The sequence below is a fragment of the Flavobacterium urocaniciphilum genome, assembly GCF_900110615.1.
Lineage (GTDB): Bacteria > Bacteroidota > Bacteroidia > Flavobacteriales > Flavobacteriaceae > Flavobacterium > Flavobacterium urocaniciphilum.
This window is the reverse complement of record NZ_FOEI01000002.1, coordinates 292435-307779: the sequence shown is the minus strand read 5'-3', so window position 1 is coordinate 307779 and position 15345 is coordinate 292435. Positions and strand designations below refer to the sequence as shown.

Genomic DNA, 15345 nt, shown 5'->3' with positions numbered 1-15345 from the left:
TCAATTAACAAATTAATTAACAAAAACTAATTATTAAGAAATGGCAGGAGGAAATTTAACCCCTAGACAGAAGATGATCAACCTGATGTATCTGGTTTTCATCGCCATGTTAGCACTTAACATGTCAAAAGAAGTATTATCAGCCTTCGGATTAATGAATGAAAAATTCTCTGACGTTAATAAATTTTCGAAAGATTATAACCAAGGTTTATATGATCAATTAGCTTCTAAAGCTGGTGAGAATAAAGCTCAATTTGGAGTTCCATTCGAACAAGCAAAACAAATCAGACCTATTGTTGACGAATTCTTCAAATTTATTGAAGGTGTAAAATCTGAAGTATCTGGTTCTTTCAAACCAGAAGAAAGTGGAGTTAACAAAGGGAAATTACCTTACGAAGCAATGGATAAATCAACTATTGATGAAGTATGGTTTGCTGGTGATGGTTACTCAAAAAGAGGAACTGAAATCGTAGCTGCATTTGATAAATTCAAATCTGGAATTGCTGGTGTTATCGGTAAAGATGTGAAATATCAAATCATCATGGAAGATTTAAATAAAAGATTCAGCACTGCTGACGTTACTGACGGAGAAGGTGTTAAGAAAAAATATTTAGATTACCACTACAAAGGTTTCCCTGCTATCGCAACAGTTTCTAAATTATCAGCTGTTCAAAATGATGCTAAAAAAGTAGAACAAGATATTTACAATGCTTTAATTGGAAATACAACTGCAGCTGCAGCTTCTATGAAAAATTATAAAGCTATTGTTAACTTTGAGAAAAACGTTGTTTTCCAAGGTGAAGCAGTAAAAGGTAGAGTTGTATTAGGACGTTACGATGAGTCAACTGTACCACAATCTATCGTTGTTAACGGTGCAAGTTCTAAAATTGAAAGCGGACAAGCTGTATTTACAGCAACTGCTGGTGGAATTGGAGAGAAAAACATCACAGGTAAATTTACATTCATTGAAGATGGTAAACCAGTTATTATCGAATTCGAAGATAAATACGTAGTTGTTCCAAGACCAAACCAAGCAATTATTTCTGCTGACAAAATGAATGTAGTTTATAGAGGAGTTGATAACCCAATTTCTGTTTCTATCCCTGGTATTTCAGCAGATAAAGTAACTGCTTCTGCTCCAGGAATGAGATCAGCTGGTAAACAAGGTGCTTATATCATCTCTCCTACTACAGGAACATCTGTAACAATTACAGCAACTGGTAAATTACCTGACGGTAAAACAGTTTCAAGTAGTGTTCCATTTAGAATCAAAGGATTACCTTCACCACAAGGAAGAATTAGAGGTGAAGCTTCTCCAAAAGGTCCTAAATCAAGTTTAGAACAATCAACAGTTACAGCTGTTATGGAAGATTTCGATTTCCCTATCACAGTTACTGTTAAACAATTTAATTTAAAAGTTCCTGGACAACCTACAATTGTAGTATCTGGAAACAGAATGAACGCTTCTGCATTAGCAGCTATCAAAAAAGCAGGTAGAGGTGATGTTGTAACAATTTCTGAAATTAAAGCAGAATTTGCTGGTTTATCTGTTAAACCAAAAGCAACAAGCCCATGTTCTTTTGAAATTCAATAACAATTAAAAATAAAAAAATGAATTGGAGAAATTTTTTATTAGTATCTGTATTTAGTTTAAGCACATTTTCATTTGCTCAATCTAACTTACTTAATGCAAAAACACCTGCTGAAATAGGTAAAAAAACTCAAGCAGAGTTAAATGCTGACAACGACAAACCATTACCATATGGTTATGTTGGAGATAGAGATATCTTAATGGGGAAAGCAGTATGGGAATTAATCGATGTTAATCAAAGAGTTAACTTCCCTATGTATTATCCTGTAGATGACTCTAAAGATTTAGGTACAGATAGACTTCCTCTTTATCAAGTTCTTATGAATGGAATTAAAGATAAAAAGATTACGGAAGTTTATGATTCTGGTTACTTTACAACTAAGAAAACATACGAAGAAATTGAAAAAGTTTTGTCATTCAAAGATACTTTAGATCAAGGTATTGAAGAATTAAACTCAGGAGCTACTAAAATTTCTGATGAGTTTATCGTAAAATACGAGATTAAACCAATTGATGTTGCTGGTTATAGAGTTAAAGGATTTTGGTACTTTGATAAACGTCAAGGAGAATTAAAATACCGTTTATTAGGTATTTGTCCAGTTGTACCAGATGTTTACACTTTAAAAGGTGGTAGTGATAAACAAGAATATGTAGATTTATTCTGGATTTATTTCCCAGATTCAAGAGAAGTGTTACATCAAGCTAAAGCTTTCAATGAGAAAAACTCAGCTATGCCATTTTCATTTGATCACTTATTAAATTCACGCCGTTTTAGTGGTGTAATTTACTTAGAAGAAAATGTATATGGAGATAGAGAGATTAAAGATTACATGAAAGAAAACTCTCAAATGCAATTATTAGAATCTGAGAGAGTAAAAGAAAAAATACGTAATTTCGAATTAGATATGTGGAATTACTAATTAAAATATTTCTCCAATCATAAAATACTAAACTCTTGCTTCGGCAAGAGTTTTTTTTGTTATATAATAAAAGTATCTATATACTTTAATTAAATTTGCACAAACTCTAAAAAATGGAATTAGATTATATTATTATAGGAAGTGGCTTAGCTGGAATAGCTTTTGCTGAAACATGTATAAATAATGGTAAAAAAATTAGAGTTATAAATGATAGTTCTCAAAACTCTACAACCATTGCTGGAGGATTATACAACCCCGTTGTATTAAAAAGATTCACTAAAATATGGGAAGCAGAAAATCAGTTAGAAATTTCAATACCTTTCTACAAAAAATTAGAGCAAAAATTAAAAACTAAATTTTTATTTGAAATTTCATTATATAGAAAATTAAATTCAATTGAAGAACAAAACAATTGGTTTATCGCATCAGATAAACCTAGCTTAACTGCTTTTTTAAACTCATCTTTAGTTAATTTAAATCATCCTTTTATTGAAGAACCTTATAAATTTGGAAAAGTTAATCATACAGGTTTTTTAGATACTTTTGAATTAAAACAGACATACATTAATTATCTACGAAATTTAAATATTTTAATTGAAGATACTTTTGATTATTCAAAGTTAAAAATTGAAGAATCTTTCATTCAATACGAAGAATACAAAGCAAAACAAATCGTTTTTGCTGAAGGCTTTGGAATACATGCCAATCCACATTTTAACAATTTACCATTAGATGGCACTAAAGGAGAACTTCTAATCATAAAAGCACCAGATTTAAAACTAGATAAAATCATCAATTCCAGTATTTTCTTTTTACCTATTGGAAATGATTTATATAAAGTGGGCGCAACTTATAATTGGGAGGACAAGTCTACTAATTTAACAGAAGAAGGAAAAAAAGAATTAGTATCAAATCTGAAAGAGCTTATCTCCTGCCCTTTTGAGATTGTTGAGCATTTTGCAGGCATTAGACCAACTGTAAAAGACAGAAGACCTTTACTTGGCAATCATTATCAATATAAAAATTTATACATCTTAAATGGACTAGGAACACGTGGGGTATTATTTGCTCCGTATCTAGCAGATAAATTATTTAATTTTATCGAAAATGGTATCGAATTAGATAACGAAATATCCGTAAACAGAATTTACAAAAAGTTATTTCGATAATTTTTCCTTCCAATTTTTATCATAGCTTACAAAAAAGCTAATCCAAATATTTCGAGATAATCGCATCATTATTGGCATCATAACAATTAGTGTTACAACTATTGCAATGAAAGCAATTTTTAAATTTGTTTTGAAAAAAACATAAGAAACGATAAAAGCTGCTACAGAAAATGCAACTCCTAAAGCATAACTTACATACATTGCTCCATAAAAAAAAGAAGGTTCAATACTGTATGTTAATCCACAATGTGAACATTGTTCATGCATATCATAAATTTTAGATAAATGAAACGGATTGGTGTCTTTGTACATGTTTTCTTCATTACATTTTGGACAACAACCTGTTGTAATTGCGTAAATTTTTGATCCTTTTCCAAACATTTCTTAAAATTTTATACAAAGGTAAAATAAGTATAGTATTTTTGCGCAACATTAGTCACATAACATGCTTAATATACATAATTTATCGGTTTCCTTTGGTGGAACATTCCTTTTTGAAGAAGTAACTTTCAGACTAGGCGCTGGCGACAGAGTTGGTTTAGTTGGAAAAAATGGTGCTGGAAAATCAACCATGCTTAAAATGCTAGCAGGTGATTTTAAACCAGATAGTGGAACAATTGCTACTGAAAAAGAAGTCAAAATTGGATTTCTTCGTCAGGATATCGATTTCGTAAAAGGAAGAACCGTTTTAGATGAAGCGTACCAAGCTTTTGAAGAAATAAAATATTACGAAAACAAAATTGATGAAATTAATCATCAATTAGCGACTCGTACCGATTATGAGAGTGAAGGATATTCAGAATTAATTCAACAATTAAGCGATTATCAACATCAATATGAAATTCATGGTGGTTATAATTATGTTGGTGATACTGAAAAAATATTATTAGGATTAGGTTTTAAACGTGAAGATTTCGACAATCAAACTGATACTTTTTCGGGTGGATGGCGTATGCGAATTGAATTAGCGAAATTATTATTACAATCGAATGATATTTTGTTATTGGATGAGCCTACGAATCACTTAGATATTGAAAGTATCATTTGGTTAGAAAGTTTCTTGAAAAATTTCCCAGGTGTTGTTGTCATCGTTTCGCACGATAAAATGTTTTTAGATAATGTTACGAACAGAACTATTGAAATTTCTTTAGGAAAAGCTTACGATTTCAATAAACCGTATACGGAATATTTAGTGTTACGAGAAGAAATTCGCGAAAAGCAATTGGCAACTCAAAAAAATCAAGCTAAAAAAATTGAGGAAACTCAAAAATTAATTGACAGATTCCGATATAGTGCTACTAAGTCTTCAATGGCTCAATCACTTATTAAAAAATTAGATAAGGTTGAACGTATTGAAGTGGATGAAGATGATAATTCGGTAATGAACATCTCCTTCCCTGTTTCTGTAACACCAGGAAGAGTTGTTGTAGAAGCAGAACATGTAACTAAAGCATACGACGACAAAGTTATTTTAAAAGATATTTCGCTTTTAGTAGAACGTGGAAGTAAAATCGCTTTCGTTGGTCAGAATGGTCAAGGAAAATCGACTTTCATCAAAGCTATTGTGAATGAATTTAAATATGAAGGAACGATAAAATTAGGTCATAATGTACAACTAGGTTATTTTGCCCAAAATCAGGCGGAATATTTAGATGGCGAAAAAACATTATTAGATACTATGTTAGAATCAGCTTTAGACAGTAATCGTTCTAAAGTTCGCGATATGTTAGGTTCTTTTTTATTTAGAGGAGATGATGTTGAGAAAAAAGTAAAAGTATTATCTGGTGGTGAAAGAAACCGTTTAGCACTATGTAAATTACTATTACAACCAATCAATGTATTAGTAATGGATGAGCCAACGAATCACTTAGATATTAAATCGAAAAACGTCTTAAAAGCGGCTTTACAAAAGTTTGAAGGTACTTTATTATTGGTTTCTCACGATAGAGATTTCTTGCAAGGTATGGCCAATACAGTGTATGAATTTAAAGATCAAAAGATAAGAGAATATTTAGGTGATATTAATTTCTTCTTAGAACAAAGAAACGCACAAAATATGCGTGAAATTGAGAAGAAAGACGAAGTAAAAGCTGCTCCAAAAGTTGAAGTCAAACAAGCGAAAAGTTTGAGCTACGAAGAACAAAAAGCACAAAAATCGTTACAAAATAAATTGTCTAAAATCGAAAGTCAAATTCAACAATTAGAAAAGGACATTCAAAAAGACGACAAAGAATTAGCTTCTAATTATGATAAATTAATTGAAAATGCGAATTTCTTTACCGCTTATGAAAAAAAGAAAAAAGAATTGGATCAATTATTAGAAGATTGGGAAAAAGTTCAGGAAGAAATAGATACTATGACGTAATAAAAAAGCTCAGTTGAAATAACTGAGCTTTTTTTATTCTTTAAATGGATGTCTTTGTTTCCATTCCACATCTGGTTCTAGTTTCTTAAATATTTTTGGTAAAAATTTATCTACTATTGCATTACTATGATAAATGAATCCAGACATTAGTACAGGCTCTGCTCCTATTGAACTCTTAATTTCTAAAGCTGTTCTTCCGAAAATTATCTTTTTATAATTATTTTCAATTCCGAATTCGGTCATGTTGTATAACATATTCAAATACAACATATTTTCTTTTTGAATTTCTTCATCATAACCCAGAAAATAGGTTTCTAAAACTGTTCCGTTTTGTAAAATAGAATGAAATCCTACTAAAACATCATTTAAAAAGTATCCGAAAATTCTAAACGTTTCGCCACATTGTTTTTTAAAAGTAGAAAAATGATCTTTTGCTAAGAAAAAAGTATTAAACGGCGCGTTTTTAGCCACATAATGATACAATTCGTAAATTCGTTCTTCATTGGAAATAACTTCTTCTAAAGTCAGCTCTTTTACTTGAATTCCATCAAATTTTTTGTGTGCACGTTTGTATTGATCTCTGTATTTTTTGGTAAATGAAGCCACATAATCTTCTTTGGTTTTCCATTCAGGATGCAAATTGAAAATCATGTTGGGTTGTGTATTGAATTCATATAAATGTGAAAAATCATATTTTTTAAATTCAACCGAACATTCATCATAGAAATCTTTAAAAGAAATAATGTGCATTTTTATGCCTTTCTTTTTAAAGTAAGCAATTATTTCATCAGCACATTGAATCATTAACGTACTAATATCTTTAAAACTAATTTGTTTAGAAAAGGCATAACCATTTTGCCCTGTAATCATATTATTCCCTAAAAACAAGGTATGTGACGCAAAATTTCTGAAAATAAAGTTTCTGATACTGGTTTTAAAACAATTGTCTCGTTCTCCAAAGGATTCTAATTTATTGATATCTAAATATTGGGCTAATGAAGTACCAATAAGTTGTTCATTCTCAAAAATACCAATAAAAAAACACTCCATATTCGTAGGTGCTGAATCTTCTAACACTTTCAAATAGGGTGTTTGTAAAAAATGATTAATACTAGCCACTTCATCCCAAGTTTGAGGAAGTTGATTAACTGACGTAAATATTTTAATAGTAATGTTTTCCAATGCCAAAAAAAAGTCCTACAAATGTAGGACTTATGTATTATAATAAAATGTTAAACAAATTTAATTTTATTACTTTCTGATTACAGTTTAATGCCGATATAGTATGAAAATTGTTCAATTATTGAACAATATTGAATACATCATCGGTATTAATTATTTCCAACCGCAAATAATTGCACCCATAATAGTTAAAGAAACAATCCAATAACCTGCAGTTACTAAAATATATTTCCAAGATTTATGCTCAAATAAACCATTAATTGCAGTAACAGGTAATACAAACATTAATCCTGCAAAAAAACCATGTAATGCTCCATGTTTAAAACTTCTGAAAGCATCACCTTTGTCTTTCATAAATTCAATTAAAGAGGCATTTGTTTCATCACCTCCTACTAATTGAAATGCTCCAATTTGATGAATTACCATCGAAGGAACAACCATAAAAGAAATCATTAATGAAAACAATAATGTTAATCCGAAGATTTTAATCATGTTTCCTTTTTGTGCTTTTTCTTCTGTCATACCCGTTTCATTCATCCAAATAGTACCAAATACTTTTGGATTATACCAAATGAAACCTACTAAAAACGTTGATAAAGCTGCTACTAAGCAAGCGATTGGATTAAAAGGCATAATAAATAATTTAATTGGTTAGTATACCAAATATAAAAAATTTATTTAACAATTAATGACTTTCTTGCGTTCTGTATTTACAACATCCGTGAATTTTAGCATACTCTTCATCCGTTGCTTTTACATCTTGTGTATCGTGCCCAGCTTTTGCAATTGCTTTTTCAACATCTAAAATGCTGCATTTTGTTTCGTCGATAATTAAATGTAAATCTTGATGATCAGCATGCCATTCAGCACTTTTTACACCTTTTACAGAATAAGCCGCTTTTTCAATACGTTTTTCACACATTGAACAAACTCCACTTACTTCAATTTCAACTTTTTTGTTTTTACTTTTCTTTTCTTGAGCATTTGCTGTTAACCCAAAAAATGCGATTAAAACTACTAAAACTAATTTTTTCATATTCGTATTTTATTAATTATGATTTTCTACTTGTTGAACTTCTTTTGCTTTTGCTTCTTTAATTTTAAAACGCAAACCCGCGTAAAACATTCTACCAAAAACCGGACCATAAATCATAGTACTATCAAAATAATTACCATTTGGTTGGTCTGCTGCTAATATAGCATTTGTTTGTTTAAAATTACCTAAGTTTTCAATTCCTAAATACATTTCAAAAAAACTAGAAAACGTTCTAGTAACTTGAGTATTAATTAAATTATAAGCTGGAGAATTACTTGCTAACTGATATTGTGTTGGATTCGACATCGTATTAGGTAATCTTTGCTCTCCAATCCAGTTGAAAGTTGCGTCAAATTTCCATTGCTGACCTTTATCCAAAATATGAGTTTCATAAGCAATGTTAGCAAAAAAACGATGTTGCGCTTGTAAAGGCTTTTGCAATAATCCAGTTGAATAATCTGTTTTTACGTTTAAATATTTATAAGCCGTTCTTAAATCTAAATGTCTCATTAGATTAATATTCCATTCAACCTGGAAAGATTCTGCAAAACTTTTTCCTTTTAAATTTGAAAAAACTACTTGTTGCGAATTTTCTAAATCTACTACAACTTGATTATCAAAATCGGTTTTATAATAATCAACTACAATTTCGTTTTCTTTCCCGAAAATATAGAATTTTTGAAGTAAACTTGCTCCGTAATTCCAAGCAATTTCTGGATTTAATCCGTATAACTTACCATTTTCATTTAAAATTGTAACATCTCTATTACTTGCTAAATAATTAATATTTTCCGCAAAAATATTGGCTGCTCTTTTTCCTCTTCCTGCCGAAAAACGTAAAGTTGTATTTTCAAAAGGAACATATTTTGCATGTAATCTTGGAGTTACAAAAGTTCCTAATCGATTATGATTATCCACTCTTCCTCCTAATACAAAACTAAAATTGTTTAAATTATCATACGAATACTCGAAAAACGTTCCAATTGATGTGTCTTTTCTATCAAAATTTTGACTAAAATTTACTAGTAAATCTTCTTCGAAAGCATCGTAATTGAAATTAATTCCAGTAATAAATTTATGCTTGGTATTATTGATAATTGAGTTAAACAATAAATTCGAAAAATAACTTTTATGGGTTATATTATGTTGATTTGAACCAAACATTGACTTTTGATTATTTACTTGAAAAGCTTGTTGGAATCCAATACTTTGAAAGGGCATATCTGGAAAAACATATCCAATTTTACTTGATAATTCGAGTTTATCTGTCACCACATTACTTTGCCAACTCATTAATGGATCTGAATTATGCATCGTTCCGCCACTTTTCTCATCTTTAAAATATTTAATATTGAAAAATGAAACGATACCTTTTTCGGCATCATTATACTGCCATCTGTTTAAAATATTAACTTGTTCTCCAAGTGGATTATCTAAAAATCCATCGTGATTCATGTCGTTTTTTTGGTTACGTACATTACCATGAAGCAATACTAAAGAACTTAATTTGTCTGAATATTTTGTTTTGAAATTGGTATTCATTTCATAACGACCATCGTTTGAAGCATAAGTATTTAAAAAGAAAGGTACTTCTTTAATTGGTTTTAATAATTCGTAATTAATTTGACCTGAAATACTTTCATAACCATTAGTTACACTTCCTGCACCTTTAGTAATTTGAATACTTTCTACCCACGGTCCAGGAATAAAATTCAATCCGGTTGCTTGTAAAGCTCCACGAATAGCTGGAATGTTTTCTTCAGACATTAAAATATACGGACTCGTTAATCCTAACATTTTAATTTGTTTATTACCAGTAACTGCATCTGAAAAATTTACATCAATTGAAGGATTGGTTTCAAAACTTTCTGATAAATTACAACAAGCAGCTTTTTGTAATTCTTTTTGAGATAAATTTAAAGTATTTGTGACTTTCTTTAAATGAGAAGCACTTTTCTTATCTGAAATAACCGTAATGGTTTCGATATCTTTCGCTTTTTCAGCAGCTTCTAATTGAATGGTAAAATCTTGAGCACAACTTTGAGAAATTTCTAAAGTTTTAAAACCTGTTGCTTCTAAAACTAAATTAACCGATCCATTACCTTGAATCAATGAAAAAATACCGCTAGTATCTGAAAACAAAACGTTTTTCGATTCAACATTTGTAATTTTTACATTTGGAATAGGATTATTATCCTTATCGGTGATTTTACCTGTTACACTAGATTGTGCAAAGGAAATTATTGGAAAAATAACCAATAATAAAATTTTCTTAAACATAATTTTGGTATAAATATTAATAATTCTTTACAACTCGTCAATAAATTCAAGACGAATTAATCTAAAAATTAAAATATTTATGCGTAAAAAACCAATTGAGAATAGAGTTTATAAAGTGGAGGTGCATGAGAATCGCAATAATAGCTTAATTTCTCATGGTTTGTGAAAGTTTCATCAGCAAATTGAAAAACGTTTTCTTGATAGGGTAAAAAGGTTACAGCAGTAAACTTAATTTGAAAATCTTTAAGTAAAGTATAATCAACCTTTTTTTCTACTTTAATTTCTTGATCAGAACAACATTCTTTTTTTTCATCAACTTTTTTCAGTTCTACACAACAACTGTGTAATTCTGAATCGTCATTTGAACTTTTATCTTGAAAAACTAATGAAACATAAGCAATTTGATCTTGGCAATAATGCATAACCAAACTTGCACTACTATTTACTAATAAAATAAATAATGCTAAGAAAATACTTATGTGCTTTTTGAAATTCATTGATGCAAATATAAAAAAATATCTTCTTAAAAAAATGTTACGTTCTATAATTCAATTACTTGATTTAAAATAGGTATTTGACAGTCATAATTATAACGCTCTGAAATCTTGGACTTTAACCCTTCCAATGCGGTACTTTCACCATGAATTAAAAATATTTTTTGAGGTGAGTTTTCTAACTCGCTCATCCAATTCAACAAGTCGTTTTGATCGCCGTGTGCCGATAAACCTTCAATTGAAAATATTTTGGCTTCAACTGGATAAAATTTCCCGTAAAACTTAATTTCTTTTTCACCTTCCAACAACCTTCTTCCTCTAGTTCCTTCAGCTTGAAAGCCTACTAAAATAACCGTATTTTCGGGTTCCGTTATATATCGTTCTAAGTAAGAAAGCACTCGCCCACCGGTAACCATACCACTTGCCGCAATTACAACTTTGGGTTGGTTATCATAAATGGCCGCAATGGTATCTTCATAATCAGAAATTAACGTAAATACATCACACATTTCTTCACATTCATTTATGGGTAGTTTATGCCATTTCAAATTATCTCTAAAAACATTTAATACACTTATTCCCATTGGTGTGTCGATAATATATTTAATATCTGGAATTTTATTTTGCTTTCTCAATTGCCAAATTAAATACATCATAGTTTGTACTCTTTCTACAGCAAAACTTGGTATAATTACATTGCCATTTTTGGCAACAGCATCATTAATAATAGTTTCTAATTCTGATAAAACATCTTCTTGAGGATGAATTCTATCACCATAAGTACTTTCTAAAAAAATGAAATCGGCTTTTTTAGGTTTAATGGGAGGAAACATTAATACATCATCATCCTGACCAATATCCCCTGAGAAAATTAAAACTTTATCCTCTACATGTAATTCAATGGAACATGCACCTAAAATATGTCCAGCATAAAATAATTTAAACCAACAATTGTCTGATAATTTAACTTCTAAATTAGGTTCTACCACTCGAAATAACGGCAATACATTTTTTGCGTCATCAGTTGTATATAAAGGAATAGCTGGATTGTGTTTTGAATAATTATTTTTATTGGCCAATTCCGCTTCTTCTTCCTGAATTTTAGCACTATCCAATAATATTAAATTAGCAATTTCTTTTGTGGGATGAGAACAGAAAATTTTACCTGAAAAACCTTCACTAACCAATTTTGGAAGCCAACCACAATGATCTAAATGTCCGTGAGTTAAGAGCACAAAATCAATCGAATTGGGCAAAACCGACAACGGCTCTCTATTTAATTCGCGAAGTTCTTTTAAACCCTGAAACATTCCACAATCTACCAAAATTCGTAATTCATCTGTTTCAATCAGAAATTTCGAACCTGTAACGGTACCTGCTGCTCCTAAAAAATGAATTTTCATGTTGTTTTGTTTTATAATTGGTTGACTTCAGTTAAAACTCTTTTCATCCTAGCTTTACTTAATTCTAATTTTTCAAGTTTACTTTTATCGGATAATAAATCTTTAGTGATGATAATATTTTCTGCTAATAATTTTTCTTTCTCAGCAATTGTAAGTGTTGTTAAACAAGTTATGGGGTAAATTTTCAATTGATCAATAATATCTCTTAATCCATTTTGATGCGGAAAATCCCAACTCAACATCTTTAAATGAGAACATTTTGCAAAAGCCAAAGCGTCTTCTGTAAATTTATTATTGGTAACAATTAAACATGAATCAATATACCTCATATCGCCAAACATTTCATAGGTCCTATCTTTTAAATCATTAAACCGTGATAAAATATACATAGGAACTTTTACATCTGACTTTGCTTCAACTCCAGCGTGAAACTTACATTCAATCATGGTTACCACATTCTCTTTTAAAAGTACGATATCTACTTCATGAGAAACACATTTTCCTTGAAAACGCAAGTTAATCTCTGTTTTAAAACCTAAATATTCATGAATTTTTGCAATGAATTTTTCAAAATAAAATCCGGCTGGACCCAATGCAGCTATTGCCGATTTAAGATTATATCGAGCCGCATGCGCATTGGAATAATTTTTTAAATATTGAAAAGCGAGTTTATAAATTTTTTTGGATGGTATTCCATCATACAATTGCGGTTCAATAAGTTGAAAAATTTCGGAAACCATAAAATCATTGGCACCTGATTTTTTTAAGGAACGAATAAGTTTATCTTTTTGAAATTCAATTTGTTCACCAGAATATTTCGTTACTTTCATTACGCATAACTTTATATAAAGTTACGAAAAATTATTGGACTTTCCTTTGATAATAAAAAGCTGGAACAAAGAGAATTAAAAACAACGGTTGAATTAGAAATCTGCGAATGTAAAAAACATACAAATAATCAGGATGTGTAGAATAATTCAATAATAAAAACAACAATCCAATAAGTACAATAAAAAAAACTATTAGCAATATACTCGTAAGTTTAACAATTGAATTTTCTTTAAATAAAAAGTAAATAATTAAAACGGTAACCACACTATTTATGAAATACCTCATCAACAAACCTAAAAATAAATGAAAACCATCAAAATCAGGCAACGATTTATTCTGAAAATCATCCTTAAAAAAAGCCAAAAAAGGATCGTAAAACAAATCATCTTCAAAAACTCTAACCATGATTAATATCAAAATTAAAGCTAAAACGATAAGTATACTTTTTCTATTTTGAAGTAACTTTTGCATAGCCAGAAAATTTTAATACCCATATAATCCACAATAAAAACACCACACCATAGATGACAATTGGAAAAACAATATCGTGTAAGAAGTGTTCATTTTTTGGGAAATTATACAATGCAATCGTTAAAAAAGCAATTCTTAAAATATTTAATACAAAAATTAAAAGTGAACCACTTATGATGAATAAAAAAGTTCTTTTGAAAGTAGAAGAAAAAGCAAAAACAAAAGATGCAAACAAAATAATTACACTTATTGCATTACAACCTTCCACAACCCTTGCCAAATATTTATTAGAATAAAGAATCTTATAAGAAGGTTCAAATTCATGTTTTAAAACATCCGAATCTTTACCCATAGCAACTAAAACCGATTTTGTTTGTTCCGCCACAAATTTAGTTATGTTATCCACTTCGTTATTTTGAACTTCAAACTGACTTAAATAAAATTTATAAATCAGCGTAAAAATCAAATAAAACAAAACGAATTTGAGTAAAAAAACAAAAAAGGGTTTATGCTGGTTTATAATATCTTTCATATGGCGGTGTCTATTGTTTCGTTTATGTGATATGAAATTGAAGAATCACATACAATGTTTCAAATAAAATCTAACATTAAGCTCATTTCAAAATGTTTTGATTTTTAACAAAAATATAATTTTTAGATGCTCTAATATATATAATTTTGTAAAAAAAATTAAAAATGCCATTCGAAAACTTAAAACCTCAAATCATATCAATTGTTAATAGCCCTTTAACAAGAGATGAAAAGCTAAAAAATATTTGCCAATTATTACAAGACAACATCTCGTATTATAATTGGGTTGGCTTTTATTTTGCTAATCATGAAGCAAAAACATTGCATCTTGGACCATATGTTGGTGCAGAAACCGATCATACTGTAATTCCATTTGGAAAAGGAATTTGCGGACAAGTTGCAGAAAGTAATGCAAACTTTGTGGTTCCAGATGTATCTGCTCAAGATAATTACATTGCTTGTAGCTTTACTGTAAAATCTGAAATTGTAGTTCCTTTATTTGTAAATGGAATAAACATTGGTCAAATTGATATTGATAGCCATGTTATCGATCCGTTTACTGAAGCTGATGAAAGATTCTTAGAATTTGTAAATGAGCAAGTAGCAACACTTTTTTTCGAATAATTTTGGTAAAACGAAAAAACATTCCTACTTTTGCACCCGTATTGAGACAAACTCAATCTACATAATAATCATTTAAATAAATATTAGCATGTACTTAACTAAAGAAGTAAAAGCAGAAATCTTCGCTAAACACGGAGGAAAAGCAGAAAACACAGGATCTGCAGAAGGACAAATCGCGTTATTTACGCACAGAATTTCTCACTTAACGGAGCACTTAAAAAAGAATCGTCATGATTATAACACTGAGCGTTCGTTAGTACTTTTAGTAGGAAAAAGAAGAAGTCTTTTAGATTACTTAAAGAAAAAGGATATCAACAGATATCGTTCTATCATTAAGGAATTAGGAATTAGAAAATAATACACTGAAAGGGGCTTTGTGCCCCTTTTTGTTTACAAAAAAAGCAATAAAAGTTTGGTTTTTCATTGGGTTAGAAGCAACTACACAAAC

16 protein-coding genes are annotated in these 15345 nt (G+C 29.7%); 6 read left to right on the top strand and 10 right to left on the bottom strand.

From position 1 onward, the window contains the following. Positions 1-40: 40 nt before the first annotated feature. The 3 genes from porM to BMY86_RS05600 all read left to right on the top strand — a co-directional run bounded on the left by porM (position 41) and on the right by BMY86_RS05600 (position 3680). Positions 41-1594, top strand: a complete 1554-nt coding sequence (gene porM, locus BMY86_RS05610; RefSeq protein ID WP_091466287.1) for a type IX secretion system motor protein PorM/GldM — start codon at positions 41-43, stop codon at positions 1592-1594. Between the two features lie 17 nt (positions 1595-1611). Beyond that, complete coding sequence (porN, locus tag BMY86_RS05605; protein WP_091466285.1) at positions 1612-2511, top strand: type IX secretion system ring subunit PorN/GldN; 900 nt, start codon at positions 1612-1614, stop codon at positions 2509-2511. Positions 2512-2624: 113 nt separating this feature from the next. Then, complete coding sequence (locus tag BMY86_RS05600; protein WP_091466283.1) at positions 2625-3680, top strand: NAD(P)/FAD-dependent oxidoreductase; 1056 nt, start codon at positions 2625-2627, stop codon at positions 3678-3680. Here the strand turns inward: BMY86_RS05600 and BMY86_RS05595 are convergent. Beyond that, complete coding sequence (locus tag BMY86_RS05595; RefSeq protein ID WP_091466281.1) at positions 3669-4061, bottom strand: DUF983 domain-containing protein; 393 nt, start codon at positions 4059-4061, stop codon at positions 3669-3671. The two genes, BMY86_RS05600 and BMY86_RS05595, sit on opposite strands and share 12 nt — an antisense overlap. 64 nt (positions 4062-4125) lie before the next feature. Between BMY86_RS05595 and BMY86_RS05590 the strand changes: the two genes are divergently transcribed. Further along, on the top strand, positions 4126-6045 hold the full coding sequence (locus tag BMY86_RS05590; RefSeq protein WP_091466278.1) for an ABC-F family ATP-binding cassette domain-containing protein: 1920 nt from the start codon (positions 4126-4128) through the stop codon (positions 6043-6045). Positions 6046-6078: 33 nt separating this feature from the next. Here BMY86_RS05590 and BMY86_RS05585 read toward each other — a convergent pair whose 3' ends face one another. From BMY86_RS05585 to xrtF, 9 genes are all read right to left on the bottom strand, one after another. Then, positions 6079-7227 (bottom strand): GNAT family N-acetyltransferase, encoded by a 1149-nt coding sequence (locus BMY86_RS05585; RefSeq protein ID WP_091466275.1) that lies wholly within the window; start codon positions 7225-7227, stop codon positions 6079-6081. 153 nt (positions 7228-7380) lie between these two features. Next, positions 7381-7860 (bottom strand): DUF1761 domain-containing protein, encoded by a 480-nt coding sequence (locus tag BMY86_RS05580; protein ID WP_091466272.1) that lies wholly within the window; start codon positions 7858-7860, stop codon positions 7381-7383. Positions 7861-7912: 52 nt separating this feature from the next. Beyond that, positions 7913-8263: a heavy-metal-associated domain-containing protein gene (locus BMY86_RS05575; protein ID WP_091466269.1), complete on the bottom strand. Its 351-nt coding sequence runs from the start codon at positions 8261-8263 to the stop codon at positions 7913-7915. Between the two features lie 12 nt (positions 8264-8275). After that, positions 8276-10543 carry a TonB-dependent receptor gene (locus BMY86_RS05570; RefSeq protein WP_091466267.1) on the bottom strand — a complete coding sequence of 756 codons (2268 nt, stop codon included), beginning with the start codon at positions 10541-10543 and terminating at the stop codon, positions 8276-8278. Positions 10544-10620: 77 nt separating this feature from the next. Beyond that, on the bottom strand, positions 10621-11040 hold the full coding sequence (locus BMY86_RS05565; protein WP_091466265.1) for an HYC_CC_PP family protein: 420 nt from the start codon (positions 11038-11040) through the stop codon (positions 10621-10623). Between the two features lie 44 nt (positions 11041-11084). Further along, positions 11085-12440: an MBL fold metallo-hydrolase gene (locus BMY86_RS05560; RefSeq protein ID WP_177177130.1), complete on the bottom strand. Its 1356-nt coding sequence runs from the start codon at positions 12438-12440 to the stop codon at positions 11085-11087. Between the two features lie 11 nt (positions 12441-12451). Beyond that, on the bottom strand, positions 12452-13270 hold the full coding sequence (locus BMY86_RS05555) for a restriction endonuclease (RefSeq protein ID WP_091466260.1): 819 nt from the start codon (positions 13268-13270) through the stop codon (positions 12452-12454). Positions 13271-13301: 31 nt separating this feature from the next. Beyond that, positions 13302-13742, bottom strand: coding sequence for an exosortase F system-associated membrane protein (locus BMY86_RS05550; protein ID WP_091466257.1), 441 nt, complete (start codon positions 13740-13742; stop codon positions 13302-13304). Then, on the bottom strand, positions 13720-14274 hold the full coding sequence (gene xrtF, locus BMY86_RS05545; protein WP_091466254.1) for an exosortase family protein XrtF: 555 nt from the start codon (positions 14272-14274) through the stop codon (positions 13720-13722). The genes BMY86_RS05550 and xrtF overlap by 23 nt, the downstream gene beginning before the upstream one ends. 164 nt (positions 14275-14438) lie before the next feature. Between xrtF and BMY86_RS05540 the strand changes: the two genes are divergently transcribed. Both BMY86_RS05540 and rpsO read left to right on the top strand, forming a co-directional pair. Next, positions 14439-14897, top strand: coding sequence for a GAF domain-containing protein (locus BMY86_RS05540; RefSeq protein WP_091466252.1), 459 nt, complete (start codon positions 14439-14441; stop codon positions 14895-14897). Between the two features lie 88 nt (positions 14898-14985). Further along, a complete protein-coding gene (rpsO, locus tag BMY86_RS05535; protein ID WP_091466249.1) occupies positions 14986-15255 on the top strand; it encodes a 30S ribosomal protein S15 in 270 nt (89 codons plus the stop codon). Positions 15256-15345: the final 90 nt, after the last annotated feature.

What these genes read in the sequence shown, in the direction of transcription:
- porM (WP_091466287.1), top strand. Translation starts at nt 41, where the DNA reads ATGGCAGGAGGAAATTTAACCCCTAGACAGAAGATGATCAACCTGATG.
- porN (WP_091466285.1), top strand. Translation starts at nt 1,612, where the DNA reads ATGAATTGGAGAAATTTTTTATTAGTATCTGTATTTAGTTTAAGCACA.
- BMY86_RS05600 (WP_091466283.1), top strand. Translation starts at nt 2,625, where the DNA reads ATGGAATTAGATTATATTATTATAGGAAGTGGCTTAGCTGGAATAGCT.
- BMY86_RS05595 (WP_091466281.1), bottom strand. Translation starts at nt 4,061, where the DNA reads ATGTTTGGAAAAGGATCAAAAATTTACGCAATTACAACAGGTTGTTGT.
- BMY86_RS05590 (WP_091466278.1), top strand. Translation starts at nt 4,126, where the DNA reads ATGCTTAATATACATAATTTATCGGTTTCCTTTGGTGGAACATTCCTT.
- BMY86_RS05580 (WP_091466272.1), bottom strand. Translation starts at nt 7,860, where the DNA reads ATGCCTTTTAATCCAATCGCTTGCTTAGTAGCAGCTTTATCAACGTTT.
- BMY86_RS05575 (WP_091466269.1), bottom strand. Translation starts at nt 8,263, where the DNA reads ATGAAAAAATTAGTTTTAGTAGTTTTAATCGCATTTTTTGGGTTAACA.
- BMY86_RS05570 (WP_091466267.1), bottom strand. Translation starts at nt 10,543, where the DNA reads ATGTTTAAGAAAATTTTATTATTGGTTATTTTTCCAATAATTTCCTTT.
- BMY86_RS05565 (WP_091466265.1), bottom strand. Translation starts at nt 11,040, where the DNA reads ATGAATTTCAAAAAGCACATAAGTATTTTCTTAGCATTATTTATTTTA.
- BMY86_RS05560 (WP_177177130.1), bottom strand. Translation starts at nt 12,440, where the DNA reads ATGAAAATTCATTTTTTAGGAGCAGCAGGTACCGTTACAGGTTCGAAA.
- BMY86_RS05555 (WP_091466260.1), bottom strand. Translation starts at nt 13,270, where the DNA reads ATGAAAGTAACGAAATATTCTGGTGAACAAATTGAATTTCAAAAAGAT.
- BMY86_RS05550 (WP_091466257.1), bottom strand. Translation starts at nt 13,742, where the DNA reads ATGCAAAAGTTACTTCAAAATAGAAAAAGTATACTTATCGTTTTAGCT.
- xrtF (WP_091466254.1), bottom strand. Translation starts at nt 14,274, where the DNA reads ATGAAAGATATTATAAACCAGCATAAACCCTTTTTTGTTTTTTTACTC.
- BMY86_RS05540 (WP_091466252.1), top strand. Translation starts at nt 14,439, where the DNA reads ATGCCATTCGAAAACTTAAAACCTCAAATCATATCAATTGTTAATAGC.
- rpsO (WP_091466249.1), top strand. Translation starts at nt 14,986, where the DNA reads ATGTACTTAACTAAAGAAGTAAAAGCAGAAATCTTCGCTAAACACGGA.